Below are 20,899 nucleotides of genomic sequence, written 5' to 3'. Positions count from 1 at the left end.
GCTTGACCTCCTGGGCCCGCGCAGTGACCTGCGCCATGGCGCAGGCCACGCTGCTGTTCCGCCACTACAGCCGGCCACAGTGTCAGCAGCATTGTCAGCAATCCGTCAGCATTCCCTCAGGGAAATGCAAGCATTCTGCGGTACACTGTTTCCTGTAATCATGCCTTGGGAGACAGCCATGAAGCATCACCAGCCACGCGGCTTTACCCTGATCGAATTGATGGTCAGCGTCGCCATCATCGGCATCCTGCTGGCCGTGGCGATTCCGCTGTACACCGATTACGTGACCCGCAGCCGGCTCAGCGAGGCCTTCTCGGCGCTGGGCGGGGCGCAGCCGGCGGCCGAGCAGTTCTGGTCGAACAACCGCACTTACGACGGCTTCGCGGCCGCCACCGGCTTTCCCGCCAATACCGCCAATTTCACCTACGCGCTCGCCAACGCCAGCGCTTCCGGCTACACGCTGACCGCCACCGGCGTCGGCAAGACTGCCGGCTTCGTCTATACCGTTGACCAGAACGGCACCCGCGCCACCACTGCCAGTCCGCCGGGGTGGGGCACCAGTGCCTCGTGCTGGGTCGATCACAAGGGCGGCACGTGTTCCAACTGAGCGTCGCCCCCGGCGTGCAGCATGGCTTGACGATGATCGAGCTGCTGGTGACGGTATCGATCATCGGCATCATGCTGGCCGTGGGCATACCGAGCGCCAGCCACTGGCTGCTGGCCAACCGCGCGCGTGCCGCCAGCGAGTTCTATGCCGACGGCTTCAGCCTGGCGCGGCGGCAGGCCATTGCCCATAACAGCCACAGCCGCATCACGCTGACGCCGAACGTGACGACCGGCCAGATGGACTGGCAGGTCGATATCTGCTTCCCGACGCCCGATGCGCGCTGTACCGATGCCGAAGGCGCCTGGTCCACCACGACCGCGGCCTCTGCTGCCGATCCGCTCGGTGCGGCCGGCTGGAAATCGGTGTTCCGCGCCGCCGATACCTTGCCGCCGAGCGAGGTGCTGGCGCCGGCCATCCTGCCCGACGGCGCCAGCGGCGTGTACTACACGGCGCTGGGCTGGGTCGATCCGGTGGTGGGCAACCGGCTGGTCAGCCTGCGCCTGCTCCCGGCCAGCGCCTATGCGGCCGATGTGCCGCCGGTGGCGCTGGTGGTCACGCTGGCGGGCATGCCGACCAAGTGCAATCCCGTCGTGGCCAGTACCGACAGCCGGGGCTGTCCGCCATGAACGCCGCACGCCCCAGCCTGCCTCGATTCAGGGGCGTGGTCGCGCCGGTGCGCGCTGCCGGACCCGCAGCGACCGCAAGACGTGGCCGGCGCCAGTCCGGCATCGCGCTGCTCGAAGCGCTGATCGCCATCGTCATCCTCGGCATCGGACTGCTCGGAATGATCGGTCTGCAGGCGCGCGCCTACGCGGCACTGTCGGACGCCAGCATGCGCGCCGAGGCCACCATGGCCGCTGAAAAGCTGCTGGGCGTGATGAATACTGACATCGCCAACCTGGCCAGCTACAACCTGGCCGAAGGGGCGGCGCCGAACGCCTTGCTGGCGCCGTGGGCGCAGGAGACGCAGCGCGCGATTCCCGGCGCGCGGCTCTCGGTGCGCGTACAAAATCAGCCGCAGCAGTCGCAGGTCGATATCGGCATCAGCTGGCAGCGCAAGGCCGGCGGCCAGCAGAACCGCCATGTCGTCACCGCCTACATTGCCAACTGACGCCATGCGCCGCGCACGCCATCACCTCCGCCGCCACGGATTTTCCATTGTCGAACTGATGGTCAGCATCGTGATCGGCATGCTGGCGCTGACCTTTGCCACGCGCCTGGTGATCGGCGGCGAAAAGGCCAAGGATGCGGCCGTGGGCGGCTCGGATGCGATGCAGAATGGCATGCTGGCGCTGTACTCGCTCAGCAACGACGCCGGCGACGCCGGCTGGGGCCTGAACGACCCGATGCTGGCCGGCTGCAATACCGAGTTTGCCGACAGCCGCGGTTTTCGGATGGCGGTCGCCCAGCGCGCCGGGCTCGACATCACGCCGCTGGCGCCGGTGGTGATCGAGTCGCGCGGCGCCGATCCGGACCTGGTGACGTTTTACAGCGGCACGTCGCAAACGGGCATCGGTTCGGTCAAGCTGGCGGCCGACTACACGCCGGGCGAAAGCTCGATCGCGGTCGATAGCCGCAGCCCCTACGATTTCAACGCAGGCGACGTGCTGGTGGTGGCGCCGCTGGCGTCCCCGAATGCGCGCTGCACGCTGATGCAGATGTCGGGTACCGGCACCGGCGCCGCCGCCACGCGGCTGACCATTGCCACCGGCGGCCCGTACCGCTTCAATCCGCAGGCCGGGCTGGGCCTGCCGTATGCGCTCAACCTCGCCTACTTGTACAACCTTGGCAGCGCCGACCAGCTGCACTTTCATACCTGGTCGGTGCGCGCCGGCGTGCTGCTGCTGCGCGCCACCGACATGCCCGGTTCGGAAGCGAACGGCGCCTCGGTCAGCGACAACATCGTGTCGATCAAGGCGCAGTACGGCTTCGACAACCGGTCCGTGACCAATTACAACCCGAATACGCCCGGCAACAGCAGCTGGGGCGAAACCACGACCAGCGGCATGCGCATCGGCGTCTGGAGCGCTACCATGATCGACGCCGATGGCGACGGCCTGGTCGGCGGCGCCGGCGACTACCAGCGGGTGGGGGCGGTGCGGCTGGCCGTGGTGGCGCGCAGCAAGAGCAGCCAACGGCCCGGCGCCAACGGCGCATGCACGGCCACCCCCGTGCTGCCTACCGTGTTTGCGCAGGCCGCGCCGGCCGGCGTGGTGGCGGCGCCGGTGCAGGTCAACGTGGCGGTGGCCGGCGACCCGGTGGACTGGAAGTGCTACCGCTACCGCGTGTTCGAGACCATCGTCCCGATCCGCAACGCCCAGTGGCGGCCATGATGCGCCACCGTGCCAGCAGCGCGCGCCAGGGCGGCATCGCACTGCCCGTCATCCTGATCATCCTGACCGTGATGATGGTCAGCGGCATCTACCTGATCAAGTCCAGCACGTCCAGCACGCTGACCACGGCCAACCTGGCCTACGACTCGGCGCTGGCCAAGGCGGCCGACGCCGGCCTGCACGCCGGTTTTGCCTACCTGCGCACGGTGGTCAACAAGGCAGACCTCGACACCAACCAGCCGGCCCAGGGGTACGTCGCCACGCTGACCTCCACCTGGACCGTGAGCACGCCGGCGTTCTGGACCGGCTCCGTCACCATGGCGCCCAACGCGGCCGGGGACCGGGTCGAATACGTGATCCACCGGCTGTGCGTGTTCCCCGGCCCGTACAACGGCAACGACTGCATCAAGACCTCGGCCCGGCCCGACGCACCGACGCCGGTGGCGTTCGGCAGTTCGCTGGCGCTGGGCAGCGCCCGCTATGCCACCCAACCGCAGCTGCACTACCTGGTGACGGCGCGCATCGCCGGCCCGCGCGGCGGCAATGTGGTGACGCAGGCGGTGGTGCTGAAAGGACCCTGACCATGAAACTACACATGATGCACATCTTCCGGTTTTTCCTGCTGCTGGCGCTGGCGCCATGGTCCGCCATGGCCGCGCAAACCCAGATTGCCCAGGTGCCGCTGCTCAACATCACCGGCACCGGCACGGTAAAACCGAACCTGATGCTGTTGTTCGATAATTCCGGCTCGATGGACCAGACCTACACGCCGGACTACGTTGACGACAATATCTGCCGCAGCAGCCTCACGCTCGCTTTCGGCACCATGGCGTGCGCGGTCGGCCATCCGCCGTTCATGAGTCCCGACTTCAACAAGCAGTATTACAACCCGCAGATCCGCTACGCCGTGCCGCTGCGCGCCGACGGCAGCGCCTACCCGGTGCAGAATGCCGCCACCACCAGCAACTGGACGTCGGTCAGCCCGGACGGCTATGGCGTCAGCCGCGCCGACCTGGCCGGCAATCCTGTCAACGGCAATATCAACCTGGTGACCGGCTTTCCCGACCTGCGCTGGTGCGTGGTGGTCAACAATGTGCTGACCTGCCAGACCAACACGTCGAGCTACACCTACCCGGACCTCGTGTACCAGACGCCGTACGCCACCACGTCCGGCCCGTACTATTACACCATCGGCGTCGGCCAGTACTGCGCCGACGACACCTTGCGCAGCTGCGTCTCGACCGCCATCGGCGCCAACGCGCCGCCCGGCTACCCGGTGCCGGTCAAGGTGCGCTGGTGCAGCGACCGCCAGCTCACGCAATGCCAGGGCAAACGCGTGGGCAATTTCATCTATCCCGCCTATTCGCAGCCGACCGGCGCGCTGGCCGCCTACGGCACCATCTCGATCGGCGCCTCGTCCACCGCCACCGCGCTCGGCATCCGCGCCGTGACGCTGACCGATGCGCAGGGTAACAGCAGCGCCCTGATCGGCAATACCGTCAGCGCACCGGCCGGCACCAATACCGCGTTCAAGCAGCAGACCATGGCCAGTGCGCTGGCCGCAGCCATCATCGCCACGCCCAACGCGTCGGGGCGCCAGATGTATGCCTGTGTGAAGACGCCCACCGGGCAGTCCACCGTGCCGCCGTGCAGCCAGTTCGGCATCACCATCGGCGCCGACAACGTGGTGGCGGTGGTGCCGCTGCTGTGCGTGGGCACGACCAAAAGCCTGAGCAGCTGCGTGCCGGTCAACGATCTCAGTCGCCAGGGCTGGGGACTGACGGTCGATACCACGCAGGTGCAGGTGAGCGCCGCCACGCCGGCGCGTTCGGTGATCACGTTTGCCGGCAATAATACGTCGACGGTACTCAACGCCGTGGTGCGCAACCTGGCGTTCGGTTCGACCACGCTGATCGGCAACAGCGCCTTTTCCAGTCCCGCCTACCTCGACCTGGGGCGCAACCGCAATGCCGCCTACGTGGCCAACGCCATCGCCACCCGGATCGGCACCGGCGGCAGTATCCGCGCCTACATCGGCGGCAATGCGCTGTGCCCGAACCTGTCCACGGCCAATGTCTGCCTGCTCGACTACAACGCCACCTCCAACAACGCCGCGATCAGCAATTTCACCATCGACAACCAGGGCGGCTTGAGCTGGGTGCGCGGCGCCACCAGCGGCTATGCGGCGCCCGTCAACGACAGCATCCCCGTCACCACGGCCTCGATCTCGGGCGGCCTTGGCGCTCCCAATCCCTTCGTGCGCGTGAATATTGTCAGCGGCCGTACCTATCCCAAGGCCACCGACCGCAGCGACTGCGCCGGCACCAGCTGCACCTATGCCGAAGAAATGACCAACTTCGCCAACTGGTACGTGTACTACAAGACCCGGCTGCAGATGATGAAGACGTCGCTGGGCATCGCGTTTTCGCCGATCACCAGCAACTACAAGGTCGGCTACGTGAAACTGTCCACGGCCGGCGTGGGCGGCGCCATCGATATGAAGCCGGCCGACTTTACCGGCAGCGCGCGCGAGAACTGGTATGCCATGCTGTACAACACCACGTCCTCGGGCTCGACGCCGATCCGCACCGCGATGGACAACGTTGGCCGCATGTTCGCCAATCTGTCGCCGTATGCGTATGCCAGCGGCGCCGAGGTGGTGCAGTACCCGTGCCAGCAGAATTTCATGATCCTCACCACCGACGGCTACTGGAACGGCAGCAGCACGGCCAATGTGCGCAACAACGACAACGTGGAAAATCCGGCCCGCTTCTGCACCCAGGCGCGTGGCTGCGTCGATCCGCGCGCGCAGACGCAGCCGTCGATTTCGGACGTGGCGCTGCACTGGTATAACGGCGGCTCCAGCACCGGCACCACGTCGCTGCGGCCCGACCTCGAGGACATGACCAGGGCCGGTTCGGTCCCGGCCGGCGCCGGCGAAAACACCCACCTGCACATGAACACCTATACGCTCGGACTGGGCGTGGACGGCGTGATGACGTATGAACCGAATTACGACAAGTCGCCGCGGCCCGGCGGCGATTTCTACAACCTGATCACGGCTGCCGCCAGCGGCTGCCCGTGGAATAACAACGGCCCCTATGTCTGGCCCGATCCGCAGACCAGCCTGTCGGCCAACACGGTGCAGGAGCGGGTGGACGATCTGTGGCATGCGGCCATCAACGGGCATGGCAAGTACTTCAGCGCCCAGGAGCCGCGCGACGTGGTGAGCGGCTTGAGCGAGGCGCTGTCGAATATGCAGATCCGCACCGGCGCGGCGGCGGCTGCCGCCACGTCCACCCCGAACGTGACCCAGTCCGACAACGACATCTTTTCCAGCACCTTCACCACCGTCAAATGGTACGGCGAGCTGCTGGACCAGAAGATCGACATCACCGACGGCACCGCCAACTCGGCGCCGATATGGAGCAGCCACGGCACGCTGGGCGCACAGGTGGCCGCCGCCACCGATGCACGCACCATCGTCATGCTGAACCCGGCCGGCACGGCCGGCAGCGACACCGTGCCGTTCACCTACGCCAACATGAGCGGCGCCGTGGCCGGCTGGTTCAGCAACAAGTGCAGCGCGCTGGCGCAGTGCACCCAGCTGTCCGCCGCCGACAAGGCCATCGTCAACGACGGCACCAATATGGTCAACTGGCTGCGCGGCCAGCAGCAGTATGCCGACGACATCCGCTTGCGCGCCTACGCGGTGACGGTCAACACGCCGGCCGGCGCCACCGGCCCGCTGCCGATCGTGCTCGGCGATATCGCATCCTCGAAACCGGCCTATGTGCGCGCACCGCTGGCGGCCTACCCCGACAGCAGCTACGACAGCTTCAAGGACGCGCGCACCGATCCCGGCAACCCGCTGTACCGGCGCGGCGCCGTCTTCGTGGCCGCCAACGACGGCATGCTGCACGCCTTCGATGGCCCCAGCGGCAACGAGCTGTGGGCGTATGTGCCGCGCATTACCATGAAAAAGCTGCCCGGCCTGGCCAGCAGCACCTACGGCACCAACCACCAGTACACGACCGACGGCTCGCCCGAAGTGGCCGATGTCAAGGTGACCATCGGCGCCGGCAAGCAGTGGCGCACGATCCTGGTGGCGGGCCTCAATGCGGGCGGTCGCGGCTACTACGCGCTCGACATCACCGATACCCATGCGCCGCCCAAGCAGTTGTGGGAGTTCTGCGCCGACGCCAGCGTGTGTGCGCGCAGCGACGCCGACATCGGCCTCACGTTCGGCAATCCGCAATTCGGCACGCTGGCCAACGGCCGCTGGGTGGTGTTCCTGACCTCGGGCTATAACAACGTGCCCGGCATCGACGGCGTGGCGGGCGGCGACGGCAAGGGCTATCTGTATGTACTCGACGCCTACACGGGCGAACTGCTGAACAAGATCGGCACCGGCGCCGGCGACACCACCACGCCCTCGGGCCTGGCCCGCATCACAGCCATCTCCGCCGATCCGTCCGCCGACCCGCGCGCCACCTATGTGTACGGCGGCGACCTGCTGGGCCAGATGTGGCGCTTCGACTTTACCGCCGCCAGCGGCGCGGTGGCGGTCCTCAAGATGGGCGATGGCGGCGCGCTCAAGCCGATCACCACGCGGCCCGATGTCACGCTGTGCGGCGTGCCGACGGCCAGCACCAGCAACGGCGTCACCAGCACCGTGCTGCAGGGCGTGCGCATGGTGTTGTGGGGAACGGGCAGGCTGCTCGATATTCCGGACACGGCCAACACCGACCTGCAAAGCTTGTACGTGGTCAAGGACAGCGGCGCTGCCGTCGACGTGCGCGGCCCGACCATGGTCAAGCAGTCGCTGAGCTTATCGGGCACCGGCACCAACACCAATGTGTACGCGATCACGGACAACGCGGTGGACCTGGCGCAGCGCGACGGCTGGTACCTGGACTTTTCGCTCAATGCCGGCGAGCGCATCAACCTCGATCCGCAAATCGTCAGCGGCGTGGCCAACCTGGTGACCAATATGCCGACCTCGTCGTCATCCTGTTCGGTCGGCGGCTCGAGCAATCTGTACCAGCTCAATGTCTGCAACGGCCACGCGGTACGCAGCTACCCGGCGGGCAGCACGCTGTCGAACGCGTCTGCAGCGGTCGGCTATGTAGTGGTGCGGCTCCCGGACGGCCAGCAAAAGATCATCACCACGCTGGCCGATGGCACCAAGAAAACCGACCGCGGCGTGGAAGAAGTATCGGCCGAGGCGCACCGCGTTGGCTGGCGCCGCGTGCGTGGCGAGTGAGCGGGCATTTTCAAAACCTCGATCGCCGTGGCTTGCTGTCGGCTGACGCAGAATATGACAGCTGTGCTGATTTAATGTGATACAAACGCTGGAAAATTGCGCAGGCAAGGTCGTTTGTTGCGATATAGTTAATGATTGCGGTACACTGGTTGAACTTCGGGTGTCGGCCAGGAGCGGACGCTAGTTCACTTTTCCAGACAGGGGCGTATGTTTTCGACTTTAACGCTGCGCAGCTACTTTGTAATTACACTTGCGCTTTTACTTTCACTTCCACCGCTTTTGCTTATTGCTGGAAAAGCTGGTACGCCCGAGGACTTGCTCGCTGCCAGGGAAGCGGTTGTTCGTTATCAGCTGACAAGTAGTGAGTTTGCACTTGCAGATGGTGTCGATACCTTCTGTGTTGAATTTATTGATACTGCCGCAGAAACCAGATCGGACCCGCCGCAGGAAATGATTCAACGTCTTAACGATGGGCGTCATAAAGTACGAAAGGGGTCCGACTGTGATTACAACCGAGGGTACGGTGTTGTTGTGAAGGGTTCGAATAGCCCTGGGTCACGGCTGTGGGTAGAAGGCGTGACTTGGAAAACCGATACAAGTATGGCTATTACAGGCAGATATTTTCGTGGCGCGGAAAATGGATCGGGCCACGTTTACCAGCTAGAAAAGCGCGGCGGCAAATGGCTAGTCATCGAAGAAAGGTTGACATGGGTTTCATAAGATCACTGCCTTTTGTCGGGGGTGTTCGCTTTGGGGCGGCAGCAACCGGCCAGAAGCGCACCATGTCGTTCCTACGAAAGGAAATTAATGAAACGGTTTATTGCTCTTCTTCTTGGGGCAGCAGTTGGAACGTTGCTATATACCCGCTTTCTTAGCGATGTGCATGAGCTGGATTGGAGTCGTGCTGCGTTCGTCGGCCTGTTTTCAGCGCTCGGTAGCATAATTTTTTCTGCGACGCGTTTAAGGAAAATGCGCGAATAATGCTTCCCAATCCACAATAGGCTACAGCATTCGGCCAAGAGCAGCCGGTCGTATTTTAAGGAGAAAATGGGTGTTTTCAAATCCAAGTTGGCCCAATGACGCAGATGGGGATGTTTTTCGTAGAATGCAGAAAAGTGGGTTTGACTTCGATAAGCCTGTCGATATCGACTTTAATGTAGATTTTGATGCGTGCCCTCCTTCCGCAGAACTGGTGAATACGCTTCGTTCGCAATTCAAAAATGTAAAGATTTATTCGCCCGACTCGAACGATGATGGCTATGTCCAATTCGTTTTAAATGCCGTGCTGACATACGAATTAGTGATGTCTATACAAAAATCCGTCTCTGAAATGGCGGCCCAGTTTGGTGGCGTATGTGAATCATGGGGCGTGTTGCAAGAGGTCTGATAGCGGCCAACAGCAGACGTTTCCATGCGCCGACTAATGGCTCGACATGCAGCCAAAAACGCTTTTGATTATGGCGTAAGCTGTTATCCTGATTACCTTTGCCCAACATCGGGCAACGATCGACATCCGCATAAAACGATCGATGAACTATACAGCTGACAAAAACAAACGAAAATCCATGGGCCGTTGGATTGCTTTTGGCGTGGCGATTGGATGCGCAATCGGCGTCGCAATCGGCAATCTTGCACTTGGCCTCGGGCCGGGGATTGCAAGTGGGGCGGCCATTTACTTCGTCACTTCGACCACGCGGCGTTAAAGCGATAGGCCGAAAATGGTCAGCAACACCATGTCCAATATGGCGGAACTGGTGAAAAAAGCTCCAGCAATCGCAACTCGACTTTTTCAGCGTGCCATCTGACACGGGGCTGAAGGTTCCAGCCGGGGCGCCTGATCAACCCCGGGAAAGTTCACACAGCAGCGAGAACTATCGGTAAAATCGAGGGTTTTGCAGAACCGCCTCAGATCGCGCACACATGTCCAACGATATCGAAAACGTAATACCCGAGAATAACGACGATGGCGCACCGGTTGTCGCCGTTGCCAGCACCAAGACGCCGGCGCTGATCGCGCGCGAGGTGCTGCGTCGCCGCACCTTCGGCATCATCTCCCACCCGGACGCCGGTAAAACCACGCTGACCGAAAAGCTGCTGCTGTTCTCGGGCGCGATCCAGATGGCCGGTACCGTCAAGGCCCGCAAATCGGGCCGCCACGCCACGTCGGACTGGATGGACATCGAGAAGCAGCGCGGCATCTCGGTTGCCTCGTCGGTGATGCAGTTCGAGTTCCGCGATCACGTGGTCAACCTGCTCGATACCCCGGGCCACCAGGACTTCTCGGAAGATACCTATCGCGTGCTGACGGCCGTGGACTCGGCGCTGATGGTGATCGACGCCGCCAAGGGTGTGGAAGCGCAGACCATCAAGCTGCTCGACGTCTGCCGCATGCGCAACACGCCGATCGTCACCTTCATGAACAAGATGGACCGCGAAACCCGCGATCCGCTCGAGCTGCTCGACGAACTGGAATCGGTGCTGAAGATCCAGTGCGCGCCGGTGACCTGGCCTATCGGCATGGGCAAGAACTTCCGCGGTGTGTATCACCTGCTCAACGACACCATCATGCTGTTCAAGGCCGGCGAGGAAAAGGCCGACGGCGCTTTCGAAATCATCGAGGGCATCGACAACCCGCGCCTGCAGCAGATGTTCCCGCTCGAGATGGATCAGCTGCGCATGGAAGTGGAGCTGGTCAAGGGCGCGTCGCATCCGTTCGATCTCGAGGAATTCCTGTCCGGCGTGCAGACGCCGGTGTTCTTCGGCTCTGCCATCAACAACTTCGGCGTGCGCGAAATCCTGTCGGCGCTGGTGGATTGGGCGCCGGCGCCGCGCGAGCGTAACGCCACCGTGCGCGAGGTCGATCCGAAAGAGCAGCCGTTCACCGGTTTCGTGTTCAAGATCCAGGCCAATATGGACCCGGCCCACCGCGACCGCATCGCGTTCCTGCGCGTATGCTCGGGACGTTTCGAGCGCGGCATGAAGGTCAAGCACCTGCGCCTGGGCCGCGAGATCAAGGTGTCGTCGGTGGTGACCTTCATGGCGTCGTCGCGCGAGCAGGTCGAAGAGGCCTATGCCGGCGACATCATCGGTCTGCCCAACCACGGCAACATGCAGATCGGCGACAGCTTTTCCGAGGGCGAGATGCTGACCTTTACCGGCATCCCGTATTTTGCGCCGGACTTCTTCCGCTCGGTGCGCATCCGTAATCCGCTCAAGATCAAGCAGCTGCACAAGGGCTTGCAGCAGCTGGGCGAGGAGGGCGCGGTGCAGGTCTTCAAGCCGGTGCAGGGCGGCGAACTGGTACTGGGTGCGGTCGGGGTGCTGCAGTTCGAGGTGGTGGCGAGTCGCCTGCTCAACGAATACGGCGTCGATGCCGTCTTCGAAGGCACCAGCATCAGCAGCGCGCGCTGGGTGTCGAGCGACGACAAGAAGGCGCTGGCCGACTTCGAGGATGCACTGGGCCACAACGTCGCCTACGACGCCGCCGGCAACCTGGCCTACCTGGCCACGTCGGGCGTCAACCTGCGCCTGACCCAGGAGCGCTGGCCCAAGCTGCAGTTCCATGCCACGCGCGAGCACTCGGCGAAGCTGGTGTAACAAACTCGCTGCAGGCCAGATCGCTGCTCAAAGGGACTTCGAAAAACCGTGGCGAGCGGCCCGTATCGTCTTGCGTAGCGCAAGCGTACGGAAATATGCTGAGCAACGGAAAGGCGATAGCGGGTCGCGCACCAGCTTTTACGAGGTTCCCTTAATCGACCTTCTGATCAATGCGCCGACAGCGCCCGCAGCAGCGCCGGCACCTCGGCGCTGATCTCGCGCGCCAGGTAGCCGTGCGGGCCGTGGCGCAGCGACAGCTGTTCGCCGGCCAGTGCGTGCAGGGCCACGCCCCAGGCGGCGGCCTGCTCCAGCGCGGCGCCGCGCGCGGCCAGACCGGCGATCAGTCCGGCCAGCACGTCGCCCGATCCCGATATCGCCAGTCCCGTATTGCCGCCCGTGTGCGACCAGGTTTCACCGGTCGGCGCCGTGATGACGGTGGTGGCGCCCTTGAGCGCGACCACTGCGTTGAGGCGCTGCGTGGCCGCGTGCGCCGCTGCATGCGGGTCATCCGCAATCGCCTGCTTGTCGGCGCCGCTGAGCCCTGCCAGTTCGCCCGCGTGCGGTGTGAGCAGCACCGGCGTGGCAAAGCGCATGCCGTCGTCGCCGCCGGCCACGCACATGGCGCCGGCGTCCAGGATCACCGGCGTCGTGCCGCAGCACGGCAGCAGCGCCGTCACCAGCGCGGTGCACGCCGCTTGGTCCTGCATGCCGGGCCCGATCAGGATGGCGCAAGCGCGTTCGCAGGCCTGCTGCAGCGACGGCACGATCGCGGCGCCGTCGGCAGCCGGTCCGGCCAGCAGCCCGCCGTCCGGCGTTTCCGCGAGTCCGATCACGCGCGCCTCCGGCAGCGCGACGCCCAGCGCGGCCGACACGCTGGCGGCGGTGGCAATGGTCAGCTTGCCGGCGCCCGCGCGCAGGGCGGCGGTGGCGGCCAGCAGCACGGCGCCCGGCATTTCGGGCGAACCGGCCACGATCAGCACATGGCCGCGCACTTCCTTGTCGGCGTGCGCGCCCGGCATGGGCAGTGGCCAGTCGCGCAGCATGGCGGCCGTGACGTCGCGCAGTGCGCCGGCAGCGCCGCCTGACGAGGTGGCGGCGTTCATGACTTCGGCGCCGCCGGCATGTCCGGCTGGTCGGTGACGGGCGTGCCGGTGGTCTCCAGCGGTGCGACGAAATTGGCCTGCACCAGCGCCAGCTTGCCGCGCTTGCCCAGCGCGGGATCGAAGCGGTACTCGGTGATGCCGCAATTCGGTACGTCGGCCTCGCGGTCGATGGCCAGGATGGTCTCCTCGTCCATCCGTTCCAGCAGATAGCGCAGGCAGTTGACGATCACCTGGTGGCCGACGATCAGCACGCGCTCGCCGCGGTACTCGCGCACGATGGTGTCGAGCGCGCTGCGCAGGCGCAGGATCACGTCGCACCAGCTCTCGCCGCCGGGCGGACGGAAATAGAATTTGCCGACGTGCTGGCGCTGTTCGGCCAGTTCCGGGTACTTGTCGTGAATGCCCAGCGGCGTCAGGCGGTCGAGGATGCCAAATTCCTTTTCGCGCAGGCGTTCGTCCATCACGGCTGCCACCAGGGCGTCGCGGCCGATGCGGTCGATGACGGCCCTGGCAGTGGCCCGTGCCCGCACGTAGGGCGAATACAGCACCACGGTCGGTTGCTGGTCGGCCGGCAGGGCCAGCAGCCAGTCGGCCATTGCGCTGGCCTGGCATTCGCCCAGCGGCGACAGCGGCACGTCCATGTCGCGGTCGGCGATATCGATCAGGAACTGCTGCGCCGCTTCGGCTGCGTCGCGCGCGACATTGCCGGCGCTCTGGCCGTGGCGCACCAGCCAGATGGTCTGCGGCCATTTCTGCGACGGTGTCTCGGTAAAGATGTCGGCGACGTCGTCGTCCGGCTGGTCAGTCAGTATGCCCATCAATGGTCTCCGTCCAGGTCGAGTTCTATCCATACCGGCGCGTGGTCGCTGGGCTTGTCGCGGCCGCGCACGTCACGGTCCACTTCGGCCTGTTTCAGGCGCGGCGCCAGGTCGGGGCTGAGCAGCAAATGGTCGATGCGGATGCCGGCGTCGCGGCCATAGGCGTTGCGGAAGTAATCCCAGAACGTGTAGATCTTTTCGCCCGGGTGCATGGTGCGCAGGGCGTCGGTCCAGCCCTGCGCCAGCAGCCGGTGAAAGGCCTCGCGCGTTTCGGGGCGGAACAGGGCGTCGTCGACCCAGCGCTCGGGCTTGTAGACGTCGAGGTCGGTGGGCATGACGTTGAAATCGCCGGCGATCACGGTCGGCGTGCCTGCCTCCATCAGGCCGGCCGCGTGGCTGATCAGGCGCTCGAACCACTTGAGCTTGTAGTCGAACTTGGGGCCGGGAGCCGGATTGCCATTCGGCAGATACAGCCCACAGATCAGTACACCGTTGACGACTGCCTCGATGTAGCGGCTCTGCTCGTCTTCAGGGTCGCCCGGCAGGCCGCGCCCGACTTCGATCGGTTTCACGCCGCGCGCCAGGATGGCGACGCCATTCCAGCTTTTCTGGCCATGCCAAATCGCTTCGTAGCCGATCTCCTGGATCGCCGCTTCGGGAAATTTTTCCTGCGGCGCCTTGAGCTCCTGCAGGCACACGACATCGGGCTGGGTGTCTTGCAGCCATTGCAGCAGGGCTGGCAGGCGGGCGCCGATGCCGTTGATATTGAAGGAGGCAATGCGCATGGAATTCCTTATGTGGATGATGACTGTTCCTGGAGCACGGTGATCTGGCCGTTCGCTTCGAGGAAAACGTACTTCATTTTATCAAGCGGACAATCGGCTTCGCGCAATGCCTGGTCCACGTCTCCCTTTGCCACGTGCTCGCGCTTCATGGCGTCCTTAAAGATGGTGCCGTCGCGACCCAGCAGCACCGGTTCGCCGTCGACCAGGCGCGCGATCTTCTCGCTGCGCGACGTGCCGATTGCAATCGCCATGTTCAGCACGATCAGGGTGCCGGCCGAGATCAGCGCGCCGGCCACCGAGTCCTCGCCCGCCGACAGCGAATTCGACACCGCTTCCGACAGCAGCATCACGACCAGCAGATCGAACGGCGTGAACTGACCCACCGTGCGCTTGCCGGTGAAGCGCATCATGACCAGCAGGGCGATGTAGATGAGGCCGGCTCGCAGCACCAGCTCCCACCAGGGCAAGTCCAGGTCGAACATGGGATCTCCTCGCAATCGGATGCATTATAGGCATCACTGTGTCGCGCTGAAGGTGGGTTCGCTAACATTGCGCAGGTCGGCGCGACGTTACGCTGCCCTGATGGACGATTTGATCAATTTACTGCAATGGCCTGCGATGGCCGTCACCCTGCTGGCCGCCTGGCTGGTGGGTTCGGAACACCACCGGCGCCGCAAGCTCGGCTTCTGGTGCTTCCTGGCCAGCAATGCGCTGTGGGTGGCCTGGGGCTGGCACGACCAGGCCTGGGCGCTGATCGCGTTGCAACTGTGCCTGGTGGTGACCAATGTGCGCGGGGCTTTCAAGAACGACGATCACGACGGCAAAACCGGCTGACTACCGGGGCCTCCAAACAGCTGCTACGCCACCCGCTATCGCCGCTCGTTTGCTCAGCGTACCTGCGTACGCTTGCGCTACGCAAGATGGTAGCGGGTCGTTCGCTACGGTTTTCGAAGTCTCTTACTTGTTCCGCTCGAGCCACCACGCATCGACGATCGCCCCGACCCAGCAGATGACGATCACGAGCGAGGCCGCATTGGTGCTGGTGTCGTCGCCGCCGGCCGCGCTGATGCGTTCCATGATCAGCGGCACATCGAGCGGCAGGGCGCCGCTCTGGATCTCCGCCACCAGCTGGTCGGCCAGGTTCAGCGTGGTGCGCAACAGCACGCCGATCGCCAGCAGCGTGGGCACGATGAACAGGCAGCCGCGCATGGCGCGCCTGAGCACGAAATGGCCCAGCCCGGGAAACAGCAGCGCGGAAATGAGGACGGCCTTGGTTTTTGCTTTCATGAACTGCGCTCCTGTCTGATGTTCTTGGCGGTGCAGGCCGGGACAAAACTTGCATGGCGATCGCTGCACGGCAGCGCCATCTTACCCGCCGCACGGCGCCAGGCGCGTCCCGCTTGCCTGCTGCGCTGACTGGCCAGCCAGGCAAGGCGCCACGTGCAAGACACCGCGCGAGCGACCGCTAGCGGTGCGCCTGCCTGCGGCGAAAACCTGTAGCTTGACATGGTACGCCCTGCACCTTTACCAGGAATCCAGGAGACCGCCATGATCCGCCTTGCCTTCACCCGCCACACCTTTACCCGCGATACCTGTACCCGCCACACCATCACCGCAGTCCGCCTGGCCAGGTACGGCTGCGTGATGACCACAGCCCTGGTCCTGGCCGCCTGCGGCGGCAGCGATGGCACCGTAGTGGTGGTCAACCCGCCTGCCAATCCCGGTACGCCGACTGCTCCAGCCACGCCCACGATCGTGGCCAGCGGTTTGCGCGCGCCGTGGTCGATCGCATTTTACAAGGGCGTGCCGCTGGTCAGCGAGCGCGATACCGACCGCATCGTCGCCGTGGGCAGCGACGGCACCCTCAGCGAGGTGGCAGTGATCGCCGGTGTCAATGGCACGGGCGAGGGCGGACTGCTCGGCATTGCCGTGCGTGACGATTACCTCTATGTGTATTTCACGGCCGGCACCGAGAACCGCATCGTGCGCTATCCGCTGACAGGCGACGGTACCAATCTGCGCCTGGGCGCGGTGCAGACGATACTGGGCGGCATACCGGCGGCCAGCACCCATAACGGCGGCCGCATCGCCTTCGGCCCCGACGGCATGCTGTACGCCACGGCCGGCGATGCCGCCAACACCGCGCGGGCGCAGGACCTGGCTTCCCTGGGCGGCAAGATCCTGCGCATGACACCGGACGGTGCCGTGCCGCGCGATAATCCGTTCCCCGGCTCGTATATTTACACGCTCGGCCACCGCAACCCGCAAGGCATGGCCTGGGCTGCCGATGGCACCATGTACGCGTCCGAATTCGGCCAGAACACCTGGGACGAATTGAACCGCATCACGCCCGGCGCCAATTATGGCTGGCCAGTGGTGGAGGGCACCGGCACCGATAGTCGCTACACCAACCCGCTGCAGCAATGGCCCACCTCGACAGCCAGCCCCAGCGGCATGGCGATACAGGGCAGTGCGATCTACATCGCCAACCTGCGCGGCGAACGGCTGCGCCAGATCCCGCTGGCGGCCCCATCGACCGCCACCGAACGCTACACCGGCGACTACGGCCGCCTGCGCGACGCCGTCATCACACCTGACGGCAAGCTGTGGATCATGACCAACAACACCGACGGCCGCGGCACGCCACGCACCGGTGACGACCGCATTATCAGTATCCCGCTGTAACAAAAACTTCGGGGGCAGTTCCTCATGCCGCCAAGTTAAGCGAAAAGTGTTAATTTCGTTAGCGTAAAAACGTCGTCCCCGCGCAGGCGGGGACCCAATTGGCTGACATACCGATGTATCTCGCAAAACTTGGGTACCCGCCTACGCGGGTACGACGGCTATGTAGACCCTAACTTAAACAGCAACAGGATTTGACCCCGAAGTAGGTGTGGCTTACTCGTAGTCGCTCATCGGGGCGCAGCCGCAGAACAGGTTGCGGTCGCCGTAGACGTTGTCGGCGCGACCGACCGGTGGCCAGTATTTCTGCTTGCGCAGCGATGGTACCGGGTAGGCAGCGACTTCACGGCTGTATTTGCGTTCCCACTTGTCGGCGGTCAGCACTTCGGCCGTGTGCGGGGCGTGCTTGAGCGGGTTGTCGAGCTTGTCGAATTCGCCGCTTTCGACCTTGGCGATTTCGTGGCGGATGGCGATCATGGCGTCGATGAAGCGGTCCATCTCGGCTTTCGATTCGCTCTCGGTCGGCTCGATCATCAGGGTGCCCGGCACCGGGAAGCTCATGGTCGGCGCGTGGAAGCCGAAGTCCATCAGGCGCTTGGCCACGTCCTCGTTGGTGATGCCGGTCGCATCCTGCAGCGGACGCAGGTCGATGATGCACTCGTGCGCCACCAGGCCGTCGTGGCCCGTGTACAGCACCGGGTAGTGCGGCGCCAGGCGGCGGGCGATGTAGTTGGCGCCCAGGATGGCGTTCTCGGTGGCCGCGGTCAGGCCCTCGGCGCCCATCATGGCGATGTACATCCACGAAATCGGCAGGATGCTGGCCGAGCCGTACGGCGCGGCGCTGACGGCGCCGATGCCGGCGTTGTCGCGGATATAGCCGTTCGAGCGCTGGTTCGGCAGGAACTTGGCCAGGTGCGCACCGACGCCGATCGGGCCGACGCCGGGGCCGCCGCCGCCGTGCGGAATGCAGAAGGTCTTGTGCAGGTTCAGGTGCGAGACGTCGCCGCCGAACGCGCCCGGTGCGGCCACGCCGACCAGGGCATTCATGTTGGCGCCGTCGATGTACACCTGGCCGCCGTGGCTGTGCACGATCTGGCACAGTTCCTGGATGCCTTCCTCGAACACGCCGTGGGTGGACGGGTAGGTGACCATGGCGCAGGCCAGGTTCTTCGAGTGCAGCTCGGCTTTCGCCTTGAGGTCGGCCAGGTCGACGTTACCGTTGGCGTCGCAGGCAGTGACCACCACCTGCATGCCGACCATGCTGGCCGAAGCCGGGTTGGTGCCATGCGCCGACGAGGGAATCAGGCAGATGTTGCGATGGCCCTCATTGCGCGACTGGTGGTAAGCCTGGATCACCAGCAGGCCCGCGTATTCGCCCTGCGAGCCGGCATTGGGCTGCAGTGAGATGGCGGCATAGCCGGTCACGGCGCACAGCATTTCTTCGAGCTGGGCGATCATTTCGCGGTAGCCGACGGTCTGGCTGTCCGGCGCGAACGGGTGGATGTTCGAGAATTCGGGCCAGGTGACCGGGATCATTTCGGACGTCGCGTTCAGCTTCATCGTGCACGAACCGAGCGGGATCATCGTGCGGTCCAGCGCCAGGTCCTTGTCGGCCAGGCTGCGCAGGTAGCGCAGCATCTCGGTTTCGGAGTGGTAGCGGTTGAAGACCGGGTGCGTCAGGTAGGCGCTGGTGCGCGCCAGCCTGGCCGGGAAGGCTTCGGCGATGCCCGCTTCCACGCTGTCGAGATCGGGGCCATGGGCCGGGCCGCCGACCGGGTGCGCAAACACGGTCCACAGCAGGGCGATGTCTTCACGGGTGGTGGTCTCGTCGAGCGAGATGCCGACGTGAGACGCATCGATCACGCGCAGGTTGACGCCGTGCGAGTGGGCCGAGGCATGCAGCTGTTCGGCATTGGCGGTGGCCACCGTCAGCGTGTCGAAATAGGTTTCGTTGGTGACGGTATAGCCGAGCGCCTTGAGGTTGGCGGCGACGATGCCGGTGTAGCGGTGCACGCGCCGGGCGATCTGCTGCAGGCCCTTGGGGCCGTGGTACACGGCGTACATCGAGGCGATCACGGCCAGCAGCACCTGCGCGGTGCAGATGTTGGACGTGGCTTTTTCGCGGCGGATGTGCTGTTCGCGCGTTTGCAACGCCAGGCGATAGGCCTTGTTGCCCTGCGCATCGACGGTGACGCCCACCAGGCGGCCCGACATGCTGCGCTTGAATTCGTCGCGGGTGGACAGGTAGCCGGCGTGCGGGCCGCCGAAGCCCAGCGGCACGCCGAAGCGCTGGCTATTACCGACGACCACGTCCGCGCCCCATTCGCCCGGCGGCGTGAGCAGGGTCAGCGCCAGCAGGTCGGCCGCCACCACCACCATCGCGCCGGCCGCTTTGACCGCTTCCACGCCAGCGCGGTAGTCGCGCACCACGCCATTGACGCCCGGGTATTGCAGCAGCACGCCGAACGCATCGCTGATGCCCGACAGCTCGGCCGGGTGGAACGACTTGATGGTGATGCCGAGCGGCTTGGCGCGCGTTTCCAGCACTTCGCGCGTCTGCGGCAGCACGTCGTCGGCGACATAGAAGGTCGTCGATTTCGACTTGCCCACGCGCTGGATCAGCGTCATCGCTTCGGCAGCAGCCGTGCCTTCGTCGAGCATCGAGGCATTGGCGATGCCCATGCCGGTGAGGTCGGTGATGGTCTGCTGGAAGTTCAGGATCGCTTCCAGGCGGCCCTGCGAAATCTCGGGCTGGTACGGCGTATACGCGGTGTACCAGGCCGGGTTTTCGAAGATGTTACGCAGGATGACGCCCGGCGTGGTGGTGTTGTAGTAGCCCTGGCCGATCAGCGACTTGAGCACCTTGTTTTTTGCGGCGATCTTCTTCAGCCTGGCCAGCGCTTCGCTTTCCGGCAGCGGCGCCGAGTAGGCGCCCAGCGGCAGGGCGGCCTTGTTGCGGATATTGGCCGGAACGATGGCGTCGATCAGGGCGGCGCGGCTGGCATAGCCGAGCGTCGCCAGCATGGCTTGCTGTTCGGCGGCGTCCGGGCCGATGTGGCGCGCGATGAAGGCGTCGCGGGCTTCGAGTTGGGTCAGGCTGGTGCGGGTCATATGAGGTCGGGGAGCTTTAAGGGTGACTGAAGAACACGGAACGGAAAATCCGTCATCCCCGCGCAGGCGGGGATCCAAGGTAGCCGGCATTGCGGCGGAGCGGCAACAACTGGGTTCCCGCGAGCGCGGCGGTCCGCCGCAGCGGAACGCGTGGCTAACGCGCCTGATGAATCAGGAAGCGGTCGCGCTGCCGTAGGCAGCGGCGTCGAGCAGGCCGTCGACGGCAGCAGCGTCGCTCGGCTTGATCTTGAACAGCCAGCTGGCGTAGGCGTCGCTGTTGATCGATTCCGGCGCGTTGACCACGTCGTCGTTGACTGCCACCACTTCGCCGGCCACCGGCGCATAGATGTCGCTGGCCGCCTTGACCGATTCCACCACGGCGGCGTCCTCGCCGGCGCCGTAGGTCGTGCCCACTTTCGGCAGTTCGACGAAGACGATGTCGCCCAGCGCATCCTGCGCGAACTCGGTGATGCCGACGGTGACGGTGCCGTCGGCTTCAGTGCGTACCCATTCGTGGGATTCGGTGTACTTCAGGTCGGCAGGAATGTTCATGTAAAGCTCCAGTGGGTAGGGTGAGGGCTGCTGAAAACGGTACTC

At 64.7% G+C, this 20,899-nt stretch carries 19 protein-coding genes; 12 read left to right on the top strand and 7 right to left on the bottom strand.

Features of this window, described 5'->3' with window-relative positions; translation table 11 throughout:
- Nucleotides 1-178: 178 nt before the first annotated feature.
- The 10 genes from ASF61_RS12070 to ASF61_RS12040 all read left to right on the top strand — a co-directional run bounded on the left by ASF61_RS12070 (nt 179) and on the right by ASF61_RS12040 (nt 11,803).
- The gene (locus ASF61_RS12070) at nt 179-607 is read left to right on the top strand and encodes a type IV pilin protein (RefSeq protein WP_056156004.1); all 429 of its coding nucleotides are present in this window, start codon (nt 179-181) and stop codon (nt 605-607) included.
- Complete coding sequence (locus tag ASF61_RS12065; protein WP_056156001.1) at nt 595-1,233, top strand: Tfp pilus assembly protein FimT/FimU; 639 nt, start codon at nt 595-597, stop codon at nt 1,231-1,233. The genes ASF61_RS12070 and ASF61_RS12065 overlap by 13 nt, the downstream gene beginning before the upstream one ends.
- On the top strand, nt 1,230-1,718 hold the full coding sequence (locus tag ASF61_RS12060; RefSeq protein WP_156369578.1) for a prepilin-type N-terminal cleavage/methylation domain-containing protein: 489 nt from the start codon (nt 1,230-1,232) through the stop codon (nt 1,716-1,718). The genes ASF61_RS12065 and ASF61_RS12060 overlap by 4 nt, the downstream gene beginning before the upstream one ends.
- Nucleotides 1,690-2,940, top strand: coding sequence for a PilW family protein (locus ASF61_RS12055; RefSeq protein ID WP_229205821.1), 1,251 nt, complete (start codon nt 1,690-1,692; stop codon nt 2,938-2,940). The genes ASF61_RS12060 and ASF61_RS12055 overlap by 29 nt, the downstream gene beginning before the upstream one ends.
- On the top strand, nt 2,937-3,521 hold the full coding sequence (locus tag ASF61_RS12050; RefSeq protein WP_229205820.1) for a PilX N-terminal domain-containing pilus assembly protein: 585 nt from the start codon (nt 2,937-2,939) through the stop codon (nt 3,519-3,521). Before ASF61_RS12055 ends, ASF61_RS12050 begins: the two co-directional genes overlap by 4 nt.
- Before the next feature lie 2 nt (nt 3,522-3,523).
- The gene (locus tag ASF61_RS12045) at nt 3,524-8,206 is read left to right on the top strand and encodes a pilus assembly protein (protein ID WP_156369577.1); all 4,683 of its coding nucleotides are present in this window, start codon (nt 3,524-3,526) and stop codon (nt 8,204-8,206) included.
- Nucleotides 8,207-8,413: 207 nt separating this feature from the next.
- On the top strand, nt 8,414-8,926 hold the full coding sequence (locus ASF61_RS23355) for a hypothetical protein (RefSeq protein WP_156369576.1): 513 nt from the start codon (nt 8,414-8,416) through the stop codon (nt 8,924-8,926).
- Nucleotides 8,927-9,257: 331 nt separating this feature from the next.
- Nucleotides 9,258-9,593 (top strand): ribonuclease E inhibitor RraB, encoded by a 336-nt coding sequence (locus tag ASF61_RS22790; RefSeq protein ID WP_200919853.1) that lies wholly within the window; start codon nt 9,258-9,260, stop codon nt 9,591-9,593.
- Nucleotides 9,594-9,735: 142 nt separating this feature from the next.
- A complete protein-coding gene (locus ASF61_RS23755; protein WP_200919852.1) occupies nt 9,736-9,909 on the top strand; it encodes a hypothetical protein in 174 nt (57 codons plus the stop codon).
- Nucleotides 9,910-10,126: 217 nt separating this feature from the next.
- Nucleotides 10,127-11,803 (top strand): peptide chain release factor 3, encoded by a 1,677-nt coding sequence (locus ASF61_RS12040; protein ID WP_056155991.1) that lies wholly within the window; start codon nt 10,127-10,129, stop codon nt 11,801-11,803.
- Between the two features lie 167 nt (nt 11,804-11,970).
- Here ASF61_RS12040 and ASF61_RS12035 read toward each other — a convergent pair whose 3' ends face one another.
- The 4 genes from ASF61_RS12035 to ASF61_RS12020 are packed head-to-tail and all read right to left on the bottom strand — an operon-like array spanning nt 11,971 to nt 14,991.
- On the bottom strand, nt 11,971-12,906 hold the full coding sequence (locus ASF61_RS12035) for an NAD(P)H-hydrate dehydratase (protein ID WP_056155989.1): 936 nt from the start codon (nt 12,904-12,906) through the stop codon (nt 11,971-11,973).
- Nucleotides 12,903-13,724 carry a histidine phosphatase family protein gene (locus tag ASF61_RS12030; RefSeq protein WP_082491552.1) on the bottom strand — a complete coding sequence of 274 codons (822 nt, stop codon included), beginning with the start codon at nt 13,722-13,724 and terminating at the stop codon, nt 12,903-12,905. Before ASF61_RS12030 ends, ASF61_RS12035 begins: the two co-directional genes overlap by 4 nt.
- Complete coding sequence (xth, locus tag ASF61_RS12025; protein WP_056155985.1) at nt 13,724-14,509, bottom strand: exodeoxyribonuclease III; 786 nt, start codon at nt 14,507-14,509, stop codon at nt 13,724-13,726. Before xth ends, ASF61_RS12030 begins: the two co-directional genes overlap by 1 nt.
- An 8-nt stretch (nt 14,510-14,517) precedes the next feature.
- A complete protein-coding gene (locus ASF61_RS12020; protein ID WP_056155982.1) occupies nt 14,518-14,991 on the bottom strand; it encodes a DUF421 domain-containing protein in 474 nt (157 codons plus the stop codon).
- Between the two features lie 100 nt (nt 14,992-15,091).
- On the opposite strand from ASF61_RS12020, the gene ASF61_RS12015 reads away from it, so the two are divergent.
- Nucleotides 15,092-15,343 carry a hypothetical protein gene (locus ASF61_RS12015; protein ID WP_056155977.1) on the top strand — a complete coding sequence of 84 codons (252 nt, stop codon included), beginning with the start codon at nt 15,092-15,094 and terminating at the stop codon, nt 15,341-15,343.
- 123 nt (nt 15,344-15,466) lie between these two features.
- On the opposite strand, the gene ASF61_RS12010 is transcribed toward ASF61_RS12015, so the two are convergent.
- The gene (locus ASF61_RS12010) at nt 15,467-15,796 is read right to left on the bottom strand and encodes a DUF6677 family protein (RefSeq protein WP_056155974.1); all 330 of its coding nucleotides are present in this window, start codon (nt 15,794-15,796) and stop codon (nt 15,467-15,469) included.
- 261 nt (nt 15,797-16,057) lie between these two features.
- Between ASF61_RS12010 and ASF61_RS12005 the strand changes: the two genes are divergently transcribed.
- Nucleotides 16,058-17,194: a sorbosone dehydrogenase family protein gene (locus ASF61_RS12005; RefSeq protein ID WP_200919851.1), complete on the top strand. Its 1,137-nt coding sequence runs from the start codon at nt 16,058-16,060 to the stop codon at nt 17,192-17,194.
- Between the two features lie 213 nt (nt 17,195-17,407).
- Here ASF61_RS12005 and gcvP read toward each other — a convergent pair whose 3' ends face one another.
- A complete protein-coding gene (gene gcvP, locus ASF61_RS12000; RefSeq protein ID WP_056155971.1) occupies nt 17,408-20,302 on the bottom strand; it encodes an aminomethyl-transferring glycine dehydrogenase in 2,895 nt (964 codons plus the stop codon).
- A gap of 171 nt (nt 20,303-20,473) precedes the next feature.
- Nucleotides 20,474-20,854, bottom strand: coding sequence for a glycine cleavage system protein GcvH (gene gcvH, locus ASF61_RS11995; RefSeq protein ID WP_056155968.1), 381 nt, complete (start codon nt 20,852-20,854; stop codon nt 20,474-20,476).
- Nucleotides 20,855-20,899: the final 45 nt, after the last annotated feature.

The organism is Duganella sp. Leaf126 (assembly GCF_001423125.1).
In the GTDB taxonomy this organism is placed as follows: domain Bacteria; phylum Pseudomonadota; class Gammaproteobacteria; order Burkholderiales; family Burkholderiaceae_D; genus Rugamonas.
Note: the sequence above shows the minus strand (reverse complement) of the source record. Positions and strands in the feature narration are given on the sequence as shown.